The 23,269-nt window shown below is 58.3% G+C and carries 17 protein-coding genes, 3 tRNA genes, 2 rRNA genes and 3 pseudogenes; 8 read left to right on the top strand and 17 right to left on the bottom strand.

Going from position 1 to position 23,269, the window contains the following annotated elements:
* Positions 1-43: 43 nt before the first annotated feature.
* The 9 genes from U5A89_RS03240 to U5A89_RS03280 form a co-directional block, all read right to left on the bottom strand.
* A complete protein-coding gene (locus tag U5A89_RS03240; RefSeq protein ID WP_338159743.1) occupies positions 44-505 on the bottom strand; it encodes a MarR family winged helix-turn-helix transcriptional regulator in 462 nt (153 codons plus the stop codon).
* A gap of 139 nt (positions 506-644) precedes the next feature.
* Positions 645-1,061 (bottom strand): tautomerase family protein, encoded by a 417-nt coding sequence (locus tag U5A89_RS03245; RefSeq protein ID WP_338159744.1) that lies wholly within the window; start codon positions 1,059-1,061, stop codon positions 645-647.
* Between the two features lie 50 nt (positions 1,062-1,111).
* On the bottom strand, positions 1,112-1,846 hold the full coding sequence (locus U5A89_RS03250) for an SDR family NAD(P)-dependent oxidoreductase (protein ID WP_338159745.1): 735 nt from the start codon (positions 1,844-1,846) through the stop codon (positions 1,112-1,114).
* A gap of 176 nt (positions 1,847-2,022) precedes the next feature.
* Positions 2,023-2,916: an alpha/beta hydrolase gene (locus tag U5A89_RS03255; RefSeq protein ID WP_338159746.1), complete on the bottom strand. Its 894-nt coding sequence runs from the start codon at positions 2,914-2,916 to the stop codon at positions 2,023-2,025.
* Positions 2,917-3,148: 232 nt separating this feature from the next.
* Positions 3,149-3,610 (bottom strand): nuclear transport factor 2 family protein, encoded by a 462-nt coding sequence (locus U5A89_RS03260; protein ID WP_338159747.1) that lies wholly within the window; start codon positions 3,608-3,610, stop codon positions 3,149-3,151.
* Between the two features lie 158 nt (positions 3,611-3,768).
* The gene (locus tag U5A89_RS03265) at positions 3,769-4,104 is read right to left on the bottom strand and encodes a hypothetical protein (protein ID WP_338159748.1); all 336 of its coding nucleotides are present in this window, start codon (positions 4,102-4,104) and stop codon (positions 3,769-3,771) included.
* Positions 4,105-4,128: 24 nt separating this feature from the next.
* Positions 4,129-4,548 carry a hypothetical protein gene (locus U5A89_RS03270; protein ID WP_338159749.1) on the bottom strand — a complete coding sequence of 140 codons (420 nt, stop codon included), beginning with the start codon at positions 4,546-4,548 and terminating at the stop codon, positions 4,129-4,131.
* Positions 4,549-4,783: 235 nt separating this feature from the next.
* Positions 4,784-5,680: an AraC family transcriptional regulator gene (locus U5A89_RS03275; protein WP_338159750.1), complete on the bottom strand. Its 897-nt coding sequence runs from the start codon at positions 5,678-5,680 to the stop codon at positions 4,784-4,786.
* Between the two features lie 559 nt (positions 5,681-6,239).
* Positions 6,240-6,737, bottom strand: coding sequence for a hypothetical protein (locus U5A89_RS03280; RefSeq protein ID WP_338159751.1), 498 nt, complete (start codon positions 6,735-6,737; stop codon positions 6,240-6,242).
* A 212-nt stretch (positions 6,738-6,949) separates the two neighbouring features.
* On the opposite strand from U5A89_RS03280, the gene U5A89_RS03285 reads away from it, so the two are divergent.
* Both U5A89_RS03285 and U5A89_RS03290 read left to right on the top strand, forming a co-directional pair.
* The gene (locus tag U5A89_RS03285; RefSeq protein WP_338159752.1) at positions 6,950-8,788 is read left to right on the top strand and encodes a sulfatase-like hydrolase/transferase; all 1,839 of its coding nucleotides are present in this window, start codon (positions 6,950-6,952) and stop codon (positions 8,786-8,788) included.
* Positions 8,785-9,816, top strand: coding sequence for an aldose 1-epimerase (locus tag U5A89_RS03290; RefSeq protein ID WP_338159753.1), 1,032 nt, complete (start codon positions 8,785-8,787; stop codon positions 9,814-9,816). Before U5A89_RS03285 ends, U5A89_RS03290 begins: the two co-directional genes overlap by 4 nt.
* 45 nt (positions 9,817-9,861) lie before the next feature.
* On the opposite strand, the gene U5A89_RS03295 is transcribed toward U5A89_RS03290, so the two are convergent.
* Complete coding sequence (locus tag U5A89_RS03295; protein ID WP_338159754.1) at positions 9,862-12,099, bottom strand: TonB-dependent receptor; 2,238 nt, start codon at positions 12,097-12,099, stop codon at positions 9,862-9,864.
* Positions 12,100-12,387: 288 nt separating this feature from the next.
* Here U5A89_RS03295 and U5A89_RS03300 point away from each other — a divergent pair, with 288 nt between their 5' ends.
* The 5 genes and pseudogenes from U5A89_RS03300 to tnpC all read left to right on the top strand — a co-directional run bounded on the left by U5A89_RS03300 (position 12,388) and on the right by tnpC (position 15,898).
* Positions 12,388-13,323: a formylglycine-generating enzyme family protein gene (locus U5A89_RS03300; protein ID WP_338160158.1), complete on the top strand. Its 936-nt coding sequence runs from the start codon at positions 12,388-12,390 to the stop codon at positions 13,321-13,323.
* A gap of 212 nt (positions 13,324-13,535) precedes the next feature.
* Positions 13,536-13,865, top strand: a complete 330-nt coding sequence (locus tag U5A89_RS03305; RefSeq protein WP_338159755.1) for a transposase — start codon at positions 13,536-13,538, stop codon at positions 13,863-13,865.
* A 25-nt stretch (positions 13,866-13,890) separates the two neighbouring features.
* Positions 13,891-14,094: an IS66 family insertion sequence element accessory protein TnpB gene (gene tnpB / locus U5A89_RS03310; protein WP_338159756.1), complete on the top strand. Its 204-nt coding sequence runs from the start codon at positions 13,891-13,893 to the stop codon at positions 14,092-14,094.
* Positions 14,088-14,228 (top strand): annotated as a pseudogene (gene tnpB / locus U5A89_RS03315) (IS66 family insertion sequence element accessory protein TnpB); the annotation flags it as partial. The gene tnpB (U5A89_RS03310) and the pseudogene tnpB (U5A89_RS03315), both read left to right, overlap by 7 nt.
* A 59-nt stretch (positions 14,229-14,287) precedes the next feature.
* Positions 14,288-15,898: pseudogene (tnpC, locus tag U5A89_RS03320) on the top strand (IS66 family transposase).
* Positions 15,899-16,678: 780 nt separating this feature from the next.
* Here tnpC and U5A89_RS03325 read toward each other — a convergent pair.
* Positions 16,679-17,539: pseudogene (locus tag U5A89_RS03325) on the bottom strand (tyrosine-type recombinase/integrase); the annotation flags it as partial.
* Between the two features lie 251 nt (positions 17,540-17,790).
* Here U5A89_RS03325 and U5A89_RS03330 point away from each other — a divergent pair.
* On the top strand, positions 17,791-17,988 hold the full coding sequence (locus tag U5A89_RS03330) for a helix-turn-helix transcriptional regulator (RefSeq protein ID WP_338160159.1): 198 nt from the start codon (positions 17,791-17,793) through the stop codon (positions 17,986-17,988).
* Here the strand turns inward: U5A89_RS03330 and U5A89_RS03335 are convergent.
* The 6 genes from U5A89_RS03335 to U5A89_RS03360 all read right to left on the bottom strand — a co-directional run bounded on the left by U5A89_RS03335 (position 17,973) and on the right by U5A89_RS03360 (position 23,261).
* Positions 17,973-19,259 (bottom strand): tyrosine-type recombinase/integrase, encoded by a 1,287-nt coding sequence (locus tag U5A89_RS03335; RefSeq protein ID WP_338159758.1) that lies wholly within the window; start codon positions 19,257-19,259, stop codon positions 17,973-17,975. The genes U5A89_RS03330 and U5A89_RS03335 overlap by 16 nt on opposite strands.
* A 197-nt stretch (positions 19,260-19,456) precedes the next feature.
* Positions 19,457-19,533: transfer RNA gene (locus U5A89_RS03340), tRNA-Met, on the bottom strand.
* 75 nt (positions 19,534-19,608) lie between these two features.
* A 5S ribosomal RNA gene (rrf, locus tag U5A89_RS03345) occupies positions 19,609-19,723 on the bottom strand.
* 201 nt (positions 19,724-19,924) lie between these two features.
* Positions 19,925-22,720, bottom strand: a 23S ribosomal RNA gene (locus U5A89_RS03350).
* A 315-nt stretch (positions 22,721-23,035) separates the two neighbouring features.
* Positions 23,036-23,111: transfer RNA gene (locus U5A89_RS03355), tRNA-Ala, on the bottom strand.
* A gap of 73 nt (positions 23,112-23,184) precedes the next feature.
* Positions 23,185-23,261, bottom strand: a tRNA-Ile gene (locus tag U5A89_RS03360).
* Between the last annotated feature and the right edge of the window lie 8 nt (positions 23,262-23,269).

Raw genomic sequence — 23,269 nt, forward strand, 5'->3', positions numbered from 1 at the left:
AACTGGTTCTCATCGTTATTCGCGGGGGATCACGCAATATCCGCTAATCCAGCGGCAATTGGGTCGCCACGACCGCCGCCATGATCTTCCGCATCTGCTGAGCATTCTCCGTGCCGAAGTTGGCTTCGAACACCCCCTGCGCTTTCTCCCACGCGGCGTAGCCATCGCGTACGCGCCGCATCCCCTCTTCGGTCACGGTCACGGTTCGCGACCTGCGATCGTGCGGATCGGGCGCGATGCGCAGAAGGCCATCGCGCTCGAGCGGTTTGACGAGATGCCCCACTGTCGTCCGATCCATCACCATCGCCTCCGCCAGCCGGCCAACCGGCATCGGACCCTGTCGCGAAAGAAAGAGCAAAGTTGTGTATTGCGTGCCGCGCAGGCCCGTGCCGGCTAGCGCGGCATCGTAGAAGCGCGTCATGTGCCGCGCCGCCTGCCGGATCGCGGTAGAGTTGCAGCGCGTTTCCCCAGTCTGAGGATAGGTCACGTCATCGAATTGCGGCATCAGTCCGTCCAGTAAAGAGACATGCCGATATTGTAGCGATGACCATGGCTGTCAATTTCACCGGCTGGTCCTCGGCAGGAGGCGGAGGACAAATGCGCCCGCAATCGCGCAGGCTCTTTATCTTGCGCGCCAGCCATCCTTACCCCTTTGACACCCACGGCATGGAAAGGTCGATATCGGTGACGAGCTTGCCGCCGCCAAAGCTCATATTCTCGAGTGCAATGGGATACATCAACAGACTGATATCATCCTGTTCGACACCCGCGCGCTCCACCGCGTAGCGAGTGACCAGTTCGGCAAGCCTGCGCTTCTGCTCGATTGTTCTGCTATCGCCGAAGGTCACCGTTACGATCAAGGCCCGATCGGATCTCTGATGCGCAGGGAATGTCGGGTGGATGAAAAGCTCATCTTCGCGGTGCTCGCTGATGACGACGAAGCGATCGTCCATGGGCGTCTCCATCGCTTCATGAAGCGCGAGGTTCAAAGCGTCAACCAGGCCCCTTTTTTCTTCGCTGGAAAACTTGCCGGCGGGAATATGGGCATGAAATATAGGCATGGCATGATCCTTTTCTGATGATTGGGATGGTTCTACTAGGATGGCCGCGATCAGGCGATCGATCGACCACCATCGATCAGGATGACCTGTCCGGAAATATAGGCCCCGGCCGGAGAGGCCAGGAGTATGGCGGGGCCGACAATGTCGTCGGGATCGGCAAGCCTTTTTACCGGGACCCTGTCGATCATCTTCTGCGCGAGCGCCTCGTTGCTCCAGATGTCCCGCGCGAACTCCGTGCGAACGAACGCCGGCGCGATGGCATTAGCTCTTACATTGAACTCGCCGAATTCGGCTGCGACACTGCGGATAAAGCTGTTGAGCGCAGCCTTGGTGACGCCGTAGCCCGCCAGACCGGCGCTGGCTCTCTCCGACGCGATGCTCGACATCAGGATGATGCTCCCGTCGCGCTGGGCGACCATCGCTGGAAGGAGTTGCCGCACGATCGAGTAGGTGTTCACAACTGTCGTCAACAGCAGGCGGTCGAGCGTTTCGGGCGGCTGGCTGAGAATGGGGCCAATTGGCGGCACCTCGGCGGCCAGGCAGAAGAGGATATCGACCCTGCCGAATGCGCCGGTCGCCCGTTCACCGAAGCTTTCGACATCGTTACGGTCGGTGATATCGCACTTCACTCCCTTCGCGACAAAGCCCTCCTGCAACAGCGACCGGGCGGTAGCGTCGGTTTCGTCCTGAAGGTGACTGGACACAATCACGCTGCACCCGCACTGGGCAAGGCCCCGTGCGATCGCCAACCCCATACCGGATGTCGAGCCGGTGAGAACGGCCACCTTTCCCGACAGATCAAAGCCTTTATATATTGAAGTCATACTCGCTGCCTTTGTGTTACGTTACGGGCGAAGTTGTCTGAAACGCACGCTGCGCGATCCAACCGACCGTTGACGGGGGCGGTGCCGTGATCGGTTCGTCGCCCGGGCTGGCAGGAAGCCACATCGCAACCCCGATTTCAGGCGAGATGCTCGCGAAACCAGGCCAGCGCGGCTGACGAAGCGCGGGGAAATTCCGAGACATAGGGGTCGAAATGACCGCCCGGGATTAGCGTCAGCTTCTTGGGTTCGAGCGCGCGCTCGTAGGCCACCAGCGCCAGATCGGTGACGGTGACCCGGTCCTCTGCCGCGACGATCATCAGCAGTGGGGTCGGCGACACGCGCGCGATCCAAGCTCCCGGTTCGTACATCCGGGCCGCCCGCGTCGACCGCACCGTCACTTCGTTGTCCCAGATGCCTTCGGGAATAGGCTGGAGATAGAAGTCGATCGCCTCGCGTGAACGATAGGATGCGGGCACGGCAGGATCATCGCTGACGATCGTCTGGCGACGGGGAGCCTCGCCGGCGGCCTGCGCGCGCTCGTCCTCGTCAAAAGACCGCTCTAACAGAGGAACATTCTCGGGGGCTATGCGGCGAAGACCCTGCTCATAGCCGCTGATCGTCGGCACCTGGGCGACGATGCAGCGCAGTCGGCGGTCGGTCGCGCCGAGCACGATCGCATGGCCGCCGGCATAGCTCGTTCCCCATAGGCCGATCCGCCCGGCGTCGACGTCCTCCAGCGATTCCAGATAGGAGATCGCGCGGCGCCAGTCGGCGATCTGCCGCCAGGGATTGATGTCGCCTCTCGGCTCCCCACCACTCGCGCCGAAATTGCGGTGGTCGTGGACCAGCACGACGAAACCCGCCTCGGCAAAGGCCTGGGCGAACGGCTCGATGCCATGCTCCTTTGTGCCGGCATAGCCGTGAGCCATGGTGATCGCGGGATGCGGCCCCGTCCCTTCCGGCCGGAACAGCCATGCGCCGAGCGCAATACCGCCATCGGCAGGGATCGTCACATCAATCTTCGAAACCATATATACGCTCCGTCTATATTACGGTATTATGCACATATATGGTATCGATGGTCGGATATACAAACGCCGCGATCGACCGCTTTCAAGATTTCATTCGACCGAACTTCAGCGTACGACCACGCTAGAATGTGGATTCGCGCAATCAAATCCGTCTTGCTGCTACTGCCTCCTTGGCCACGCCTCAACTTCCTAATCGTGCCGAAAGGTGCTGAACAGCCGACGAATCAAGCCATCATTGCAGCTTTTCGGGCTTGCGGCCCGCCTTGATGTTCGGCGGCCCCCAATAGGCATGGGTCGACGTGAACTTGCCGTTTGCATCGAACTTCATCACATCGAGCGTCTCGACCATCACGTCCTGCCCGTCGATCGTCATCCGCGCAATATAGGCAGCCGCACCATAGTCACCCGCTATGCGCACCTCGCCATCGAGACGCATCTCGATGAATCCGCCCATCGCGTCGAACGATCCCTGGTAGAAATCGAACAAATCCTTCCCACGCCGCTCCTGGGACCCCACAGGATCGAGAAGATAGCCATCCGGCGCGAACAGTTCGACAATGCGCTGGGCATCCCCCTTCGACATCAGATCCCCATATTCCTTAAGCGCCCAGCGGATATGCTCCGGGCTGTTCTTCGCCGAAATGCTGCCGAAGAGCATCTTGAGCGGTGTCGGCAAGTTGGTAAGTTCCGTCATCCTCGTCTCCTAATTTATGATCCAGGCATCGCCATCGACAATCGGCCTCGCTCCTTATTTTGGCCTACTGCCGAATGTGTTAGGAACAGGCCGGCGACTGTGAAACCAACTGGAGCAGCGTGACATATCAGGTCCGTGCGGAGAGCGATTACCCGATATTACCAGCATCTGGCTAAAAGCCGCCAATCTGTCTTCGTCTGGATCATGCAGAGCGAAGGAGGAAAGGCCGGACACGGGCACGCTGCGGATGAGGCCGTGCCTCTTTCGCGGTCATGACCATTGACGCGCATCACCGCCCCCTCCCGCTCGTCAAGGTCGGTCGCATAGGAAGAAGACGCCTGCTCGACTTCCATGATCGAGGTCAGAACCGTTCCGTCGAAGCGCGCAAGATCACCCTCCGCCGTCGCGCACGCCCGGCGTATGCGCGCAAAATCGGCTTGTGCGCGTGCGGCGGCGAGGTCGGAGCGTTTGGGTGGATCGATCAGTGCCACCAACTGGGAGGCGTCCAGAGCAGACTTCTATGTATCCGTCTTCTCCACCTCAATGTCCGCAGCGGACTCACCGGCAAGCAGGCGCGCGGCAACAGCCTCGGCATCCGGTTCCGATGCCGCCACGACAATGGGATAACCCCAGAACTTCTGGAAGACGGGCGCCGAGGCCTTGGCCAGAAAGCGTTTGGCGGGGCTCGGCTCGACGTAGACCATGGCCCGGACGTAGGTGTGTAGCGCAGGCCGATTGCGCTTCATCCACAGCGTGACCTGCTTGCGCTCCTCGATTGACTGGACCTTATCAGGCTGCGCGCCGAGCCCGATCAGGACGAAGGGCTTCCGACGCTCTAGCAGAGCTTCGAAACGCTCGAAGCCGCTTCCCTCGCCCTGCTCGTCGGCGTGATTATAATGCATGCGCACAAGCGGAAATTTGGCGTCGTCAAGTAGCATAGGCTTCATCCAACAAGATCGGTGTTCGAGCTTGGGTAGACCCTTTGCGCCCGTTTGAATTTTCCAACCCGGGCAATGGATTGTTCGGATCCGCCAATCTTTGGGCAAGAACCCCGCAGAAGCGCGCATCGGTATTAGTTCCCGCGCAAGGCAGGGTCGGGCTACAGGACGCTAGGGACTTCGAGTCGCATTGTCTTGCACCGTACAGCTTGCGCGGTGCAGCGGATAACGGGCCCTAACCTGCGACCGCGCTCCGTCGGGCAGCGAGAAACTGACCGGGAGGTTGTCCCATAACTTTCTTGAACATAGTGATGAAGGCGCTCGCGCTCTCATAGCCAAGATCGAAGGCTACGTTCTGGACGGAGCAACCTTCAGTCAGGCGCTCGATCGCGAACACGACCTGGAACTGCTGGCGCCAACGGCCAAAGCCCATGCCCGTCTGCTTCGGAATGAGGCGAGACAGGCTGCGCTCGCTCATCGCAACGATCCGCGCCCACTCGCCCAGCGTCATGCGGTTGGAGGGGTCCGAGGACAGGGCCTTTGCGATCTTGCGCAATCGCGGATCGGCCGGCAACGGCAGGTGCAGACTTTCGATCGGCGCCTGCTGAAGTTGGTCGAGCATGGTCTGGACGAGGCGCCCGTCGGCACCTTGCACATCATAAAGCACCGGCAGGCGCGACACGGCGATAATCAGTTCGCGCAGCAGCGGGCCGGTCGAAAAAGTGCTGCATTCTGCAGGCAGGCCGGAGGCCAACTCGGGATCGACGAACAGGATGTATACTTCAAGATCACCGGCGCAGCGCACGCTATGCTCCATATCGCCCGGGACCCAGATCGCGCACTGCATTGGGACCATCCACAAGCCCTGAGCGACCTCGCACGTGATAAGACCGCGGACCGCCAGTATAAGCTGCGCCTTACGGTGTTGATGAGGCGGTTGTTCGAGCCCGTCAGTCACAAGCTCCATCCCCACCGCCAAGACCGGCCGGGGGATTTCTTCGGGCTCAAAAACTTCATAGTCGGCGTCTTGCATCGCATTCGTCCGCAAAAGGGCATTGTTCGTCTGCCAGCAATACTCGGACGATGCGCCCGATTCGCAAGTAGTTGGCAGATTTGCAATATATTTTGGCACGATCGCGCAATCGCGCCGGCTCCGATAAGCACCGATAAGTTGTGGCGATCTTTTTCTGCTAAGTTTGATTGGCGCGCTATATAACCATCAGCGCTGGTTCAGGGAGAGCGACTGGAACCACAACTCCGATCTCTTCGGGCCGGCCGACGGAACGCAGCGGATGGGGGTGTGCGCGTCTTACCGTGGCCATAACTCTTGGCCGAGCAGCCGGCTCTCCGAGGAGCTTTAGAGCGATAAGGCCAGCGGCGATCCCTCCCGATCGAGCCGAAACCCGATGATTGCGACGCCTTTGTCGCGACGGCTGCGCGCTGCGGCCGATCAGCGGTAGAGACTTTCGAGGCGAGCGGCAACCCTCGCTTCCTGGCCATCCCTGCCGGCCGATTGCGCTAGTGGTCTCGCCGCCCGCCACCTCTGGAGCCGATCTCGCCACTTCCGCCGCAGGAGACGCACGGGCAGCTTTCATGCGCTCGACGCGGCACCGGTTACGGCCGAAGATAGGGTGTTAGATAATTCAAGTCCGCCAGTTGCTACTGATCGGCCCTCTCAATGTTTAACCAACTTATGAAGCGGCGCGGGGAAAAGGAGCATCACATTCATCTGAACAACTAACCGTCAGCCTCGGCAGCCCGGCTGCTTCCATGGCCACATCAGATGTAATATATGAACGGTTGCCTGCAGCGGAAGTCGGACGCCCCATATAGACGTCGTCATTGTTAAAGGCGATCATGGGATCGCTGAAGCCGATCAAGGTAAAGTTGCCAAAACCGCGTAGGAAGAATGTGCTGTTGGCGCCGCCTCCGGACTGGACTCTGAGCGCCGGAACGGCAGTGCCAAAGTCCACCGAGGTGGACAAGCCGCGCCGCACGATCTCATCGATATCAACAGCGTCGACTGCGACGCCTGCTCCCTGGAGGACTTCCCAGAATTTGCGGAAAGAACTATGTTTGCTAGACTCTGGACCTGCGTTTTCGACGCTGATCAGTGCAGGCACTTGTGCAGTGCTAGGCGATAGCGTCGAGAGCGCACCAGCCGACGTCGCTAGATACAGCTTGTTCATTGTCAGTTTTGATTTGTATTTCGATCTGTGCCCTCGCCTCCCGCCGAGCAATCATTTGTCAAACTGGTATTTCATGAACCAAATTCATACACAATCGCGTGTTGCAACCGCGGCTTGAGCGGTGCAAGTTCATATTGGCTTGTCAAATTTGAGTTTTTTGGCCTAGCCAATAGGAGAGTAGAATGTCTTTCGACGTGTCACGACGATCGATTATGAGCGGTGTTGCTGCGTTAACCCTAACCGCCGCGAAGGGCGCTGCGCGCGACCGCCCAAACATCCTTTGGATTGTAAGCGAGGACAACAACCCCTTCATCGGCGCTTATGGCGACAAGGTGGCCAGAACGCCGAATATCGATGCTTTGGCGAGTAAAGGCGTCCTTTTTAACCATGCCTATTGCGCTGCCCCTGTTTGCGCGCCCTCTCGCTTTGCCCTTATCACCGGCGTGCACCCAGAATCATGCGCGCCGGCGAACCATATGCGCGCGGTCGCAAAGGTGCCCAAGGAATGGCGTGCGACGCCGGAATATCTCCGCGACGTCGGCTATTATTGCACCAATAATTCGAAGACTGACTACAATTGCGACATTGATCCAGCAAAGATCTGGGATCAATGCGACGCACAGGCCCATTGGCGCAATCGAAAGCAGCCCGAACAGCCATTCTTCAGCATATTCAACAGCATGACGACGCATGAATCCAAATTGTTCGTAAAGACCGAGGGTGCGACCAAGGCCGCAGACGTTGTACTTCCGCCCTATCTGCCTGACACGCCGGAAATTCGGGAAGATTACGCCTCTTACTATAATCTTATGACTAAAATGGACGGCGAAGTCGGCGCACGACTGGCTGAGCTGGAGGCTGATGGCCTGGCGGACAATACCATCGTCTTCTACTATTCGGACAATGGCGGCACACTTCCCCGCAGCAAGCGCTATTGCTATGATGAGGGACTGCGCGTCGCGCTGGTCGCCTATTGCCCACCCAAATGGCGCCATCTGATGCCGCAGCAACCCGGCACGCAGGTTGAAGATGCGGTCGGGCTGATCGACCTGCCGCCAACCATTTTGGGCCTTTGCGGCGTGACCAAGCCAGCCCATATGCAGGGCGAAACCCTGTTCCCGCCACGAGGCAAGCGTCACCACCGCTATGCGTTCGGCATGCGCAACCGCATGGACGAGCGCCCCGACTTCGTGCGGACTGTCACGGACGGCCGCTATCGCTACATCCGCAACTATATGCCCTATCTGCCCGCCGCTCAGGTTCAAGGCTTCGCCTGGACAGCCAAGGGTTATCAGTCATGGGAACGGATGCATCTGGAAGGCAAGTTGCCGCTCTTGCAGGACCGCTTCTTCCAGCCCCGCCCCCATGAAGAGCTGTACGATCTTCAGACCGATCCGGGCGAGATGACTGACCTGGCCGCCTCAACGCAGGCCGCTTCGGTGCTCCGTGAAATGCGGGCCGCGCTTGATCGGCACATGATCGAAATCAATGATAATGGCTTCATCCCCGAAGCGTCGCCGCTGGAGGGCTTCCACCCCAGTCGCGCGCCGGGCGCGTATCCCCTGCCCCGGATCATGCAACTCGCCGCGCGCGCGGCCAGCCGTCAGCCGCAGGATTTGGAATTGTTCGTTAAGAATCTAACCGATGCCAATGAAGTTGTCCGCTACTGGGCGGCGCTGGGCGTGCTGATGATTGGAAGCAACGCAGTCAACGCACAGGGCATCCTGCGCGACCGGCTCAGGGCCGAACTCTCCGTGCATGTGCGGGTTGCATTAGCCGAGGCGCTGGGCCATGCAGGCGACACGACCGCCAGCGTCAAGGCACTCAATGCCATGATCGCGCCGGAAAATCTGCCGCGCGTCCGTCTGGCGGCGCTTAACGCCCTTACGCATTTGGGCAGGCCTGCCCTAGCGGCACTTCCCGCGATCCAGTTGGCCAGTGGGGACAAGGACCAATATATTGCCCGCGCCGCCAAATATCTGGCGCTAAACCTGACCGGGCAATATGATCCCTCGATTCCGCTCTCCACGGGCGAAGCGAAAGGCGGATGACCTACCTTTCGCATCCGTGGGCCCGTGGCGTGGCTGCGTCGCTGGCCACCGCCGCCCTCTGCTTCCCTGCGAACGCGGCGAACGGACCGGCGCCTCGGCTGATCGAACTCCAACCCCACAACGGGCTGTTGCGAGCCGCCATCGCTCCCGGCAAGGGCGCAGAAATGTCCAGCCTTGAACTGCGCTGGAAGGGCCAATGGGTTGAGTTGCTCTATCGCGGCCGAGACTTCGCTCCGACCGACGATTTCGAAGGGCGCGCGCCTATCCTTTGGCCCGCGACCGGTCGCAACCAGACCAAAGCCGGTCAGTCGGGCTGGACATGGCAGGGGACCGACTATCCGCTGCGCATTCACGGCTTTGCACGCGATAACAACTGGCGGATTATTTCGACACGCACGACCGGCGCGTCACCGCATGTCGATCTGGAACTAGTCGATGATGCGCAGACCCGAGCCGTCTATCCCTTCGGTTTTCGGATGCGATTGCGTTACCAGATCAGGGGCAGCCAGTTGACGATCCTGCACAAGCTGCGCGCCGCGTCCGATAATGGTGGGGCCATGCCATTTTCCATCGGCAATCATATGGCGTTCATCGCAGGTCTGACGCCGGGCGCGTCTGGCGCGCAGACTCGGCTTTTTGCCGATGCACGTCGCGTCAGCCTGCTAAACCCTGACAGCTCGCCCGCAGGAAAATTCGAAGCGATCGACCTCAGTAAAGGCAAGTCACTGGCTGCATTAGGCAAGCGCGAGGCGGTGTCGCTGATCGACTTTCCAGCACATCGGGCGCAAGTCCGCATGACCAATGCCGATGGCCTGTCACTAACCGTCAGCCATGCCGCCACCCGCTATCCGCACGAAACGCCGATATTGTTCAATCTTTGGGGCGATCTAGACAAGGGTTTCTTTTCGCCCGAACCCTGGGTTGGCAAGCAGAACTCTCTGGAGCGACAGGATGGCGTCATCCTGCTGAAACCGGGTGAGCATTTTGAATGGCGGATCGAAGTCAGGCTGGACCTGCCGCGCAAATGATAGAAAGCTGCCGCCCGAAAGCGGCAGGCTTCCCCTTATCCAGGATTAGAAATTATAGCCAATACGCCAGCCAAAGTAACGGGCATAATCACGGGGCAGCGACTGAACCGCGACTCCCGCGCTACCGCCCGCAGGCGCCATGACGGTAGCGGCATAGGTTTCGTTCAAGAGGTTCTTAATGAAGAAGCTGAGACGGAACCGATCCCCATCGGCATCGCGAAGGCCCATTGAAAGATCGAGAACGCCATAGGCCTTCTGAAAGGCGACCGGATTTTGCAGCAGGTCATAGCCGGTGTCACTTTGATGACGCCAGTCCACCTGAAGGAAACCCGCGACGGCGTTAGCCAGTTCACGATCATATTTGGCCGACAGCGTGTATCGGAATTTGGGCGAGTTGGGCGGGCGACGACCAGACAAATCCTGCAAGCCCCCCGAACAGCCTGCCGCAGCCGACTGGCCCGGATAGCATTGCGCCCGGGGGAAGGAACGCATCTCAGCGTCAGTATATGCCGCTGTCGCCGAGAGGGTTAGCGCCTGAACCGGCATGGCGGTAGCCTCGACCTCCACGCCCTGCGTGCGCAGGCTGCCAACATTGTTGAGGTTGAAGGCGTTGGTGCCATTGGGCAACTGGATCTGGGACTGCGCCTGGAAATTCTCATAGTCGGTGCGGAACAGAGCGATGTTCAACTGGACGCGATTATCCCAGAAGCGGCTTTTGACACCAAGTTCATAGGCTTTCGACGTTTCCGCCTCGACCGGATTGGCCGCCTTTGTCGGATTGAACCCGCTCGAAATGTCATAGGCCTGTCCCTTGTAGCCCGTGCCATAGGAGGCATAGACCATCACGCTGCGAGTAAAATCCTGCCTCAGAGAGAATTTGTAGGTAAATTCGTTTTCGGCCGTCCTGCCTGAACATTGAACCAGGCAATTGCCTGCGGTCGGCGCGGGCACCGGCAACAGTCGATCGATGAAGTTTACGAAAATCCTCTCCCGATTGAACCGGGCACCCGCATCGAAATGGGTGGTCGAACTTATGTCATAAGTCGTCTGACCGAAGGCCGCATAAGTCTTGGACCCGTTATTGGCCGTCCAATTGTTCGCCTGCGCCGATCCCAGTGGATAACGCAGGAAGGTACGATCAGTCTCGCCATCCGAATACCAAAGTCCGAAGAGATATTGCAGGGGACCACGCCCATCGGACACCAGCCTGACTTCCTGCGTCCACATGCGCGACTCAAATGGGCTGATATTGTAGACACCAACCGCCGATCCGAAGATCGGCACGGCCATATTATCAGCATCAATGAAGGTTTCGTATTTCCATTTCTGATACCCGGTGACTGAAATGAGAGACACAGGACCCAAGTCCCACTCCAGCTTTGCGCTGACAGCGGTAGTATCGTTCGTCGCTTCGTTGTTGAAATTATAGCGGATCTTGTCGTTACCTAGCTCCGGGTTGATGCCCACCAGATTAAGTGCGATGCGCGAATTAAAGATCGTCGCGTTGGTCGGCACCGCCAGAAAGGTTTGCGCGGGGTTCGACACATCATGGGTACGACGCATAGCAAGGTCGAGCTTCAGATCGTCCATCAACTGAGCCGACAGCCGGCCCCGGACGCCCCACCCCTTATTCCCGCCGACCATAGAACCGTTAGCCAAATTCTTGATGAAGCCATTATTGTGCTGCCAAAAGCCGCTGACCCGGGCAGCCACGCCCTTGCCGAGCGGAACATTGACTGCCCCCTCAGTCAGATATTGTCCGTCCGACGTAACCGATCCATTGACGAAGCCGCCAAAGTCCGCGCCGGGCGCGCGCGTCGCAATATTGATGACACCCGCGGATGAATTCTTGCCGAACAGTGTGCCTTGCGGTCCGCGCAGAATTTCGACACGGTCCACATCACTCATGTTGCTGAATGCCTGGGCCTGATGCAGCACGGGCAAATCGTCGATGACGACCGCAACGCTAGGCTCAACCCCGGTGCTGAATGCCAACGTACCCACGCCGCGCAGAACCACGCTACTGTTGGCTGGCTGAACGCCTACCGTAAGCGTCAGGCTGGGCGACATTTGGGTGAGGTCGCTGAATTGCGCGATACCCTTTGCCGCGAGGGCCTCGCCCGTTACGGCGCTGACCGCTACCGGTATGTCCTGAAGATTCTGCTCTCGCTTTTGCGCTGTAACAACAATCTCCTGCAAACCGCCTTCTTCCTGCCCATATGCTGGGGCAGCAATCGCAACTGTTCCAGACGCGCAAAGCAGCAGGTTTCTTAACCGTCTCATACTCACCTCCCCATTTCGGCCATTTTGGTAAGGCCATTTGCTGATTATTGGCCTAGCTGATTCGCGAACGGCTCGCAAGATTCACTTGATACCCTGGAAAATATCTTGATGAGGGCTTATGCCTGCAGTCGGGTCAAACTCCGTTCCGAAGCGTCCCGATCCGAAGTCTCGTGAGTCGCGCGACCATTTCTGAGGCGCGGAACGCTGTGGCCTGTAGTTCGAATGAAAGGTCTTACTTTGCCCCTTCCTACGAAGAAATCCACCTCGGCCGTAATTTCGACTGTGGGGATGGTGCACTTGGTCGGCGGCCGATTCACTATGGGATCAGAGCGCTTTTACCCAGAGGAAGCACCGCGTAGAAAGGTCGCTGTGGATCCATTCTGGATTGATGAAACCCCGGTTACCAATCGGCAGTTTGCTACGTTCATAGCAGCTACAAGCTATATTACCGTCGCTGAACTTGCCCCTGATCCAGAACATTATCCCGGGATATTGGAGGGAATGGATAGAGCTGGATCTCTAGTCTTTCACCAGCCAGCCCATCTTGGCGAAACGAGCGATCCGCAAAGCTGGTGGCAATTTACCCTTGGCGCTGACTGGCGGCATCCGCTTGGCCCCGACCGATGCATTGAAGAACTCGACCTATTGGATCATCCGGTAGTACAAATAAGCTACACAGATGCAATGGCGTACGCAAAATGGGCGGGAAAGGATCTGCCCACCGAGGCCGAATTTGAGTTCGCAGCGCGAGGCGGCTTTGACGGAAAAGAATATGCCTGGGGCGACGAGCTTGCACCCGGTGGCCAAATGATGGCTAATTATTGGCAAGGACTATTTCCGATCTCCAATCAGTGTCTCGACGGGTGGGACCGAACCTCTCCGGTCCGCAGCTTTCCACCAAATGGATTCGGAATTTACGACATGATCGGCAACATATGGGAGTGGACACGCGATTGGTGGAGCGAGCGGCCGGAACTTCCCAGGACGGGGAAAGGATCATGCTGCCCGCTGAGCAACCCACGCGGCGGAAGGCTCAGCGGGAGTTATGACCCTGCTAATCCAGCGATCCGGATTGGACGAAAGGTTATCAAAGGCGGCTCCCATCTATGCGCCGAGAACTATTGCCAACGCTACCGACCTGCGGCTCGACATCCCGAAATGATAGATACAGCGACATCCCACATTGGATTCCGCTGTGTACTGCGGCGGCGGACGGTACAATAAAGGCCCTCAAGCCAGATGCCGCAATGTCAGCGTCCGGAGATCCGACGTCGCTTTTCCTTAATAGCGTGGCGTGCCTGTTCGATCATTTCAAGTTCAGTGACCGCAAGCAGATCGTATCGCTCCGGTGAGGGCCGCCTTGCGATGATCGGCTGATATTTCGAGATGGCACCGGTGCAAGCGCTGGTGTTTGCACCGGTACTAGGGACGGTGCGATGAGTCAGATCACGGTAATTTCAGGCCCGGAGCGGCGGCGGGTATGGACCGACCAGCAGAAGCGTGAGTTGGTCGCGGCTGTTTCGGCGCCCGGGGCGAACGTGGCGGAGATTGCCCGCCGTGCTGATCTACGACCGAACCAGATCTACAGATGGCGGCGACAGATGGGTCAGGCAGAGCAGGGCTTTGCCGAGGTGCAGGTGCAGCCCGATCCAGTGCCGGTGATCGGATCGGCGATCATCGTGGAGTTCGAGCGGGCGATCGTACGCATCCCCGCTGGCGCATCACCTGGGTTGGTGTCGGCAGTGCTGCGGTCGGTCAAGCCGTGATCCCAGTTCCCTCCGGCGTCCGGATATGGATCGCGACCGGACATACCGATATGAGGAAGGGCACGCGATCCCTGGTCCTGCACAGCAGAGCTTCAGGCGGGATCCCCATGCCGGTGATCTTTATGTCTTCCGAGGGCGCCGTGGCGACCTGTGCAAGATCCTGTGGCATGATGGCATTGGCATGTCGCTCTATGCCAAGGCTCTCCTGAGCTTGTCGAAGGGCGCCTGATGCGCGGGAAGTATATCTGGCCGTCGGCTGTAAACGGGGTAATTGCCATCTCTGCCTCCCAGTTGGCTTGCATGTTGGAGGCGATCGACTGGCGTAATCCGCAAGCAACCTGGCGGCCGACACTAGCCGGATAATCGATGTCGGGAGGCTAAAAAGCTAGAGATTTCGGTGCTTTTCTGCTATGCCTTTGGGCATGGGTGACGCGGCGCAAGCAGAGATCCAGAGCCTTCGCGCGCAGCTTGCCGCAGCCCAGGCTGTCGCCGCTGAAGTCGCCCGCATAAAGGCGATCAACGCCGACCTGGAAGCCCGCAACGCCCTTCTTCAACTGCAAACGAGAAGATGCGCCGCACCCTTTTTGGTCAGCGATCCGAACGCACGCGCCATCTGCTCGACCAGATGGAGCTGACGCTCGAGGAGTGCGAGACCGCTGCCAGCGAAGACGAGGCGTTGGCCGCGTTGGCGGCAGCGAAGACCAATGTCGCGCCGTTCGAGCGCAAGCGGCCCGCGCGCAAGCCCTTGCCCGAACATCTGCCACGCGAGCGCGTTGTCATCGCTGCGCCCGATACCTGCCCCTGCTGCGGCTCGGATCGGCTGTGCAAGCTGGGTGAGGATATCACCGAGACACTTGAGGTCGTGCCGCGCCAGTGGAAGGTGATCCAGACCGTGCGGGAGAAGTTCTCCTGCCGGGATTGTGAGAAGATCACCCAACCGCCGGCGCCTTTTCATGTGACGCCCCGCGGGCTATTTGGCCCCAGCTTCATGGCGATGCTGCTGTTCGAGAAGTTCGGCGCGCATCAGCCGCTCAACCGCCAGCGTGACCGCTACGCCCGCGAGGGCGTGGAACTGAACCTTTCGACCCTGGCCGACCAGGTCGGCACCTGCACCGCTGCGCTGATGCCACTCTATCTGGTGATCGAGGCCCATGTCCTGGCCGCAGAGCGGCTGCATGGCGACGATACGACGGTGCCAGTGCTGGCCAAGACCAAGACCGATACGGGCCGGATCTGGACCTATGTTCGGGATGATCGACCTTTTGGCGGACCCGCACCGCCCGCAGCGATCTTCCATTATTCCCGCGACCGGCGGGGCGAGCATCCTGTGGGCCATCTGCGGCTGGAGAGGCATTCTTCAGGCTGATGCATATGCCGGCTATAATGCCCTGTTCCATGGCGGCCGCCTGCCGGCGCCGCTAACCCGCGCCGTTTGCTGGAGCCACGCGCGCCGTTATTTCTTCGAGCTGGCCGATATCGCCGCGCAGATCAAGAAGCGCCGCAAAAAGGCCGTCATCTCTCCGCTGGCAGTGGAGGCGGTCCGCCGTATCGACGCGATCTTTGACATCGAGCGCGCCATCAACGGCAGACCGGCCCAGGAGCGCCACGCCCTTCGACAGGAGCACAGCGCACCGCGTGTTGCCGATCTGGAAGAATGGATGCGCGACAACCGGTCAAAGCTATCGAAGAACAGCGATGTGGCCGAGGCCATGGATTACATGCTCAAGGCATGGCCTGCATTTACTGCCTTCCTCGGCGACGGCCGCATCTGCCTCACGAATAACGCAGCTGAACGGGCGCTCAGGGGCATTGCCCTTGGAAGAAAATCATGGCTCTTCGCTGGTTCAGATCGCGGCGGTCAGCGCACAGCCTTCATGCTGAGCCTTATCGCCACGGCAAAGCTCAACGATATAGATCCGCAGGCTTGGCTAGCCGATGTGCTCAGCCGCATCGCCGACATCCCCCAGAACCGTCTCCACGAACTGCTTCCCTGGAACTGGCGCGCGACAGACGATCAACGCCAAGCGGCCTGATCCGCGGTTCTCACCGGATGCATACGCTTGCGCGACAAAGGCTGGACGATATCGGCAATAGCGCATGAAACCGGCCGAGATCGCAAGACGATCCGCCAGTGGCTTCTCGACAAACAGCCTGGAACCTGGGAACGCGCATCGCGTCAGCCCGCGAATGCCTTCGAAACATATCTCGTCTCGCGCTGGGAGGAAGGCTGTCGCAATGCCACTCAGCTCTACCGCGAGGTGTGCGGGCTAGGCTATCGTGGCGAAGCGCGCAGCTTTCGTCGCTGTATCAAGGCTCGGTTACGCGATGGCCTGTCACCGCCTACATCGCCATCTGTCAGACACCCACGCTGGAAAGCACCATCCTCGCGACAGGCGGTCAGGCTTCTCACCACGTCCACCGATACACTCTGCCAAGACGATGCGCGGTTCGTTGATGCCGTACGCGTCGCCTCGCCCATAGTCGCGGATGCTGCCGACCTTGCGCGGCGTTTCCACACCATACTGGTCGGACGCGACGCCGTAGAGTTCGAGCCATGGATCGCCCAGGCACTTGGAAGCGCCCTCGCTTCGTTCGCGCGCGGCCCCCGGCGCGATCTTGATGCGGTGCGCGCCGCATTGATTTTGCCGTGGAGCACTGGACCGGTCGAAGGCAAGATCAACAAGCTCAAGCTGATCAAGCGTTCCATGTACGGCCGGGCTGGCCTCGACCTGCTCCGGGCGCGTATCATGGCATGACACCTGCATCGAAATTGCGGGAGAGCCCACTTTTGCGGAATCTTCGGTCCCCGTTGACAGCGGGCTGATGACGGCGCGCGCGGTTCGGGTTGCGACCTTGGTATAGAATGCCGTGGTCTCCAGTTGCGCGTGCCCCAGCAACGCCTGGATGACGCGGATGTCTACGCCATCCTCCAGCAAGTGCGTGGCGAAACTGTGCCGCAACGTGTGCGGGCCGACCTTCTTCGCAATGCCAGCCGCCTGCGCGGCCTCGGCAACAATCCGGTAGAGATGGCGCGTGCTGATCGGCTTCATCTCATGCTGTCCGGGGAACAGCCAGCCATCGGCGTGCATCACGCCCTGCTGTCGTCCGACCTTCCACCACTCGCGCAACAAGACGAGCAGATCAGCCGACAGAATCGCGTTGCGATATCGACCGCCTTTGCCGCGCTCGACACGGATCAGCATACGCTCGCTATCAATGTCGCGGACCTTGAGCATCGCAACCTCAGCCACCCGCAGCCCGGCACCATAGACAACCGAGAGCGCAGCCTGATGCTTGAGACAGGTGGTTGCCTCCAGCAGCCGAGCGACTTCATCGGGGCCGAGGACGACAGGTAAAGAGCGCGGGTGCTTGACGGTATAGAGCTTGCGAGAAAGATCGGGCCGATCGAGCGTATGCGTGAAAAAGAAGCGCAGGGCAGCGACGATGCTGTTCATCGTCGGTACGCCTAGTCCCGCTTCTCTCTGATCGATCTGGAACTGACGGAGGTCTTCCGCCGTCGCGGTATCGGGAGGGCGGCCGAGATAAGCGGCAAGGCGCGCGACGTCCCGGACATAGTTGCGCCGCGTCTCGCGTGCGTATCGGCGCATGTTCATATCGTCGATCATGCGCTGGCGCAGCGATCCAACAGGAACTTCAGAAATAGCGTTGATCATCGTTCGACTCCTTGGTTGAAAGGAATCGTGATGTTCTGCCTACCTTGCTCGGGCCTCAACCACAGCGCCACGCCAGATCGTCGAGGTCAATTCGAGCCAGGTGCCAATCCCGCGCCAGCGGGTTCGTACAAGTCCCAATTGCGGCCATAGGTATTTAGGTTCGGGACGGGCTCAGGTGCCACTTGAAAAGCCGATGCCGGATTAGCATGATGATGGCGCGGGCAGACCAGGCTTTAAAAGTAGGTTTGCAGATGACAGAAAGAGACGAGCAGTTTTTGCGGCTTAAAGCGGTGATTGAGAAGACGGGGAAGCCCAAAGCGTCAATCTATCGCGAGATCCATTTAGGTAGGTTTCCGGCACCAGAGAAGATAGGCGCCAGAGCGGTCGCTTGGCGCCTATCACGGATATTACGCTGGATGCAGGCGCCGAGCGCTTACCAGGACGACTGAAACCACTCCAGCGTTCCTACAGCAGGCCTAACCGGAGTCGCCTTCTCAATGGCGATGGCTGCTGACGCCTGTTCGGCCTTGTCGAGATAGTCCGCCCACCATTCGAGCATCCTGCGACGGCGGGGCAGATAGCGTGCGGCATTGTAAACGGCGCGTACGCCGCCCGGCACATGTGCCAGTTGAAGCTCGATCCAATCGGCCTTGAACATCCCTGTCTCGTTGAGAACCGTGCTGGCGATCGACCGGAACCCATGCACCGTCGCTTTGTCACCGACGCCCAAGCGCTGGAGCAAGATCAGCATGCGGTTCTGACTGATCGTATCACCCTGATTGCCGATCACCGGGAAGAGATATTGCCCAAACCGCTCGTTGCCATATTTCCCATAGACGTTGAGTTCTTTGATCTCCCGGAGAAGCGTAACGGCTTGTGGTGGCAAGGGCACGAGATGCTCTATGCGCATCTTCATGCGTTCAGCAGGAATTCGCCATAGCGGCTCTGGACCTCCCAGCCCCTCGAACTCAGACCATTGCGCATGGCGAGTTTCCGTTGTCCGAACCATCGTGAGGATGGTCCAGCGCAAGGCGAGATGACTTAACTTTGAGCCGGTATCAGCATTCAGGGCTGCGTAGAAGCGTGGCAATTCCTTGATTGGGACTTTAGATCGATGGTTCACCGCGGCGCGCTTGCGCATGACCGTTCCGAGATCACGACAAGGGTCAGATTTCACTCTTCCGTCTGGAATACCGAACCGGAAAATCTCGCTGCAATAGGCCCGTACCCGATGCGCCATCTCGATGGCGCCCCTGTCCTCGATAGTCTTGAGCGCAATGAGCATGTCGCGCGGCAAGATAGAGCGGACAGACAGCTTGCCGATGGTCGGAAAGATATCTGCTTCAAGCCGCCTTTCGATCACGCCAGCATAGCGATCTGACCACCCCGGTCGTTTGGCCATCATCCATTCCTGGGCCAGTTGGCGGAATGTCGTACGTTCGGCCTGATCCTCATATCTTTGCTGTCGCTTGATGTAGGCCGGATCATTGCCGTTGGCGAGTGCCGCCTTCATTTCCTCGCGCCACACCCGGGCGCGATCGATGCTCATTAGCGGATAGTCTCCACCGGTGATGCTCTTCTGCTTGCGATCACAGCGATAGGAAAGTCGCCACTCGCGTCGCCCATTGGGCAGGACACAGATATTGAGGCCACCGCCATCGGCTTTCTTGATGATGCGATCGGCGGGGAGAATCGATTGGATAAGGGTATCGGTGAGCACGGATCAGGACTCCTGAATGCCGCGCGCGGGACTTAAAATCCTGGCTCTCGAACCAACAAATTTACCAACAAATCCCATGCCAACCACCTGAGCGGTTATGATCCTGTGTGAAATCATGCTACACGAGATAACAGCCTGGAAAAAGGCTGTTTTTTGACGTCTATTTGAGACGTTGTTGGTCTTTTTGGACCTCAGATTGGTTGCGGGAGTAGGATTTGAACCTACGACCTTCAGGTTATGAGCCTGACGAGCTACCGGGCTGCTCCATCCCGCGCCAGAGGCGCGACCAGAGGTCGCTAACGACAAAGTGAATGGGTTTTGTGTGTCCGATATATGCGCGCGCTTCAATGCCTGGCGACGCCCTACTCTTCCAGTGCTTGAGCAATAGTACCATCGGCGCAGACTGGTTTCACGGCCGAGTTCGGGATGGGATCGGGTGGGTCACAGACGCTATGGTCACCAAGCAATGAAGCGGGCGCATATAAGGGGGTTATAATCGATGCCGTGCACATATTGGGTGCAAACCTCGCCAACAGGCGGGTTTGTTGGGTTCAAACCTGCCAACAGGCGGGTTTGTATGTTTGTAAGCTATATCTGGGCTGGCTTAACAACCGACCGTCGCTGACATGCGCTGATAACCAGTGCTGTCGTTGATGGTGGGACTCTTAAGCGCGAATAGGACAATTAGTATCGGTTAGCTTCATGCGTTACCGCACTTCCACATCCGATCTATCAACGTGGTGGTCTTCCACGGTCCTAAGAAATCTTATCTTGAGGGAGGCTTCCCGCTTAGATGCTTTCAGCGGTTATCCCGTCCATACATAGCTACCCTGCTGCGCCACTGGCGTGACGACAGGTACACCAGAGGTATGTTCAACCCGGTCCTCTCGTACTAGGGTCAACTCCTCTCAAATTTCGACGCCCACGGCAGATAGGGACCAAACTGTCTCGCGACGTTCTGAACCCAGCTCACGTACCACTTTAATTGGCGAACAGCCAAACCCTTGGGACCTGCTCCAGCCCCAGGATGTGATGAGCCGACATCGAGGTGCCAAACGATTCCGTCGATATGAGCTCTTGGGAATCATCAGCCTGTTATCCCCGGCGTACCTTTTATCCGTTGAGCGATGGCCCTTCCACGAGGGACCACCGGATCACTATGACCGACTTTCGTCTCTGCTCGACTTGTCAGTCTCGCAGTCAGGCGGGCTTATGCCATTGCACTCTAACAGACGGTTTCCAACCGTCCTGAGCCCACCATCGCGCGCCTCCGTTACTCTTTAGGAGGCGACCGCCCCAGTCAAACTACCCACCACAGAGGGTCCCTGTACCGGATAACGGTACGAGGTTAGACATCAGAAAACAGCAGGGTGGTATTTCACCTATGGCTCCACATCAACTGGCGTCGATGCTTCAAAGCCTCCCACCTATGCTACACAGCTCTTTCCTAATGCCACTCTGAAGTTGCAGTAAAGGTGCACGGGGTCTTTCCGTCTAACCGCGGGTACTCCGCATCTTCACGGAGAATTCAATTTCGCTGAGCATATCCTGGAGACAGTGGGGAAGTCGTTACGCCATTCGTGCAGGTCGGAACTTACCCGACAAGGAATTTCGCTACCTTAGGACCGTTATAGTTACGGCCGCCGTTTACCTGGGCTTCAATTCAGAGCTTGCACTCCTCCTCTTAACCTTCAGGCACCGGGCAGGCGTCAGGCCCTATACGTCGTCTTGAAGCCGACTTAGCAGAGCCCTGTGTTTTTGCTAAACAGTCGCTACCCCCTGGCCTGTGCCCCCCATAAGTGCTTGCGCATATATGGGGCCTCCTTCTTCCGAAGGTACGGAGGCAATTTGCCGAGTTCCTTCAGGATACTTCTCTCAAACGCCTTGGTATACTCTACCATTCCACCTGTGTCGGTTTAGGGTACGGTCTATACGGAGGGGCTATTTCCTGGGACAACTTCACAGCCTGGAGCAATCCAATAAGCCCAGACCATTTACGCCATCCGTCACACACCTCCAGGCCCACGAATATTAACGTGGTTCCCATCGACTACCCCCTTCGGGCTCGTCTTAGGGGCCGGCTTACCCTGCTCAGATTAGCTTTAAGCAGGAACCCTTGGAATTTCGGCGACAGTGCATCTCACACTGTTAATCGCTACTCATGTCTGCATTCGCACTTCCGATACCTCCACGGTCGGTTACCCTTCCGCTTCAACGGCCTACGGAACGCTCCGCTACCGCTCAGTCAAAGACTGAACCCTAAGCTTCGGTGCATCACTTTAGCCCCGTTACATCTTCGCCGCAGGATCTCTTATTTAGACCAGTGAGCTGTTACGCTTTCTTTAAAGGATGGCTGCTTCTAAGCCAACCTCCTGGTTGTTTTGGAAATCCCACATGCTTTCCCACTTAGTGATGACTTGGGGACCTTAGCTGTAGGTTAGGGCTGTTTCCCTTTTGACGACGGACCTTAGCACCCGCCGTCTGTCTGCCGGACTAAACTCGTTGGTATTCGGAGTTTGGTTAGTATTGGTAGATCTCGCGACCCCCGCAACCATCCAGTGCTCTACCCCCAACGGCAATCATCCGACGCTCTACCTCAATAGATTTCGCGGAGAACCAGCTATTTCCCGGCTTGATTGGCCTTTCACCCCTAAGCACAACTCATCCGACAATTTTTCAACATTGAACGGTTCGGTCCTCCAGTGCGTGTTACCGCACCTTCAACCTGGTCATGCATAGATCGCCGGGTTTCGGGTCTAATGCATCAAACTCATGGTCGCCCTATTCAGACTCGCTTTCGCTGCGCCTACACCTAACGGCTTAAGCTTGCTTGATACACTAAGTCACAGACCCATTATGCAAGAGGTACGCGGTCAGGTCTCAAGGACCCTCCCACTGCTTGTAGGCATCCGGTTTCAGGTACTGTTTCACTCCCCTCATCGGGGTGCTTTTCACCTTTCCCTCACGGTACTGGTTCACTATCGGTCATGTACGAGTATTTAGGCTTGGAGGGTGGTCCCCCCATGTTCAGACAGAGTTTCACGTGCTCCGCCCTACTCAAGTCCTGGAATATCATTTTCGCATACGGGGCTGTCACCCGCTATGGCCGCACTTTCCAGAGCGTTCTGCTAACTATATCCCAGGCGCTGGCCTGGTCCGCGTTCGCTCGCCACTACTAACGGAATCTCGGTTGATGTCTTTTCCTCCGGGTACTGAGATGTTTCAGTTCTCCGGGTTCGCTTCACCAAAGCCTATTTTATTCAGCTTAGTGATACCTCTCCCATTTAACACGGGGCCTGAGTTTCCTCAGGACCAGTCTTAAATGGTGAAGGTGGGTTATCCCATTCGGAAATCGCGGGATCAAAGCCTGCTCACGGCTCCCCCACGCTTATCGCAGCGTGCCACGTCCTTCATCGCCTGTACATGCCAAGGCATTCACCAGATGCCCTTACCTCACGCTTGAGAGTCCACACCACCAACGACAATACTGGGTAGCATTCGCCGTTAGCTTTCGTGTGGTTATTAAACTCAGCCAGATAATCTTGTGTGAACGATCATCAGATCAGCCTTTGTCACCTGCCTTGCGGCAAGCACCAAAAACCAACCCCATGTCGCCACGGCATCGATTAAAAAACCCATTCACAATGTCAAAGAGGCGTACATCTGTACGCCATATCACCAGCCTAAGCTGGCAAACCGCTACTCTTCATCTCTGGAAATCTGGCTAGAGCCATCTGATCGATACTCACCGCTTATGCGGCGGACCTAATCAAAAATGGTGGAGCTTATCGGGATCGAACCGATGACCTGATGCTTGCAAAGCAACCGCTCTCCCAGCTGAGCTAAAGCCCCCAACCATCCCGTCGCTTGCGCTCGGGAGTTTTGCCTGAACCCGTCCCCCGGACGGGTTCCGAGACGGCAAAACTGGTGGGCCGGGGAGGAGTTGAACCTCCGACCTCACGCTTATCAGGCGTGCGCTCTAACCACCTGAGCTACCGGCCCGGTGCCTT

It is taken from the genome of Sphingobium sp. HWE2-09, from assembly GCF_035989265.1.
Lineage (GTDB): Bacteria > Pseudomonadota > Alphaproteobacteria > Sphingomonadales > Sphingomonadaceae > Sphingobium.

Excerpts from the sequence above, each read along its gene's own strand:
- U5A89_RS03240 (WP_338159743.1), bottom strand. The coding sequence starts at position 505 with ATGCCGCAATTCGATGACGTGACCTATCCTCAGACTGGGGAAACGCGC.
- U5A89_RS03245 (WP_338159744.1), bottom strand. The coding sequence starts at position 1,061 with ATGCCTATATTTCATGCCCATATTCCCGCCGGCAAGTTTTCCAGCGAA.
- U5A89_RS03255 (WP_338159746.1), bottom strand. The coding sequence starts at position 2,916 with ATGGTTTCGAAGATTGATGTGACGATCCCTGCCGATGGCGGTATTGCG.
- U5A89_RS03260 (WP_338159747.1), bottom strand. The coding sequence starts at position 3,610 with ATGACGGAACTTACCAACTTGCCGACACCGCTCAAGATGCTCTTCGGC.
- U5A89_RS03270 (WP_338159749.1), bottom strand. The coding sequence starts at position 4,548 with ATGCTACTTGACGACGCCAAATTTCCGCTTGTGCGCATGCATTATAAT.
- U5A89_RS03280 (WP_338159751.1), bottom strand. The coding sequence starts at position 6,737 with ATGAACAAGCTGTATCTAGCGACGTCGGCTGGTGCGCTCTCGACGCTA.
- U5A89_RS03285 (WP_338159752.1), top strand. The coding sequence starts at position 6,950 with ATGAGCGGTGTTGCTGCGTTAACCCTAACCGCCGCGAAGGGCGCTGCG.
- U5A89_RS03290 (WP_338159753.1), top strand. The coding sequence starts at position 8,785 with ATGACCTACCTTTCGCATCCGTGGGCCCGTGGCGTGGCTGCGTCGCTG.
- U5A89_RS03295 (WP_338159754.1), bottom strand. The coding sequence starts at position 12,099 with ATGAGACGGTTAAGAAACCTGCTGCTTTGCGCGTCTGGAACAGTTGCG.
- U5A89_RS03300 (WP_338160158.1), top strand. The coding sequence starts at position 12,388 with ATGGTGCACTTGGTCGGCGGCCGATTCACTATGGGATCAGAGCGCTTT.
- U5A89_RS03305 (WP_338159755.1), top strand. The coding sequence starts at position 13,536 with ATGAGTCAGATCACGGTAATTTCAGGCCCGGAGCGGCGGCGGGTATGG.
- tnpB (WP_338159756.1), top strand. The coding sequence starts at position 13,891 with ATGGATCGCGACCGGACATACCGATATGAGGAAGGGCACGCGATCCCT.
- U5A89_RS03330 (WP_338160159.1), top strand. The coding sequence starts at position 17,791 with ATGACAGAAAGAGACGAGCAGTTTTTGCGGCTTAAAGCGGTGATTGAG.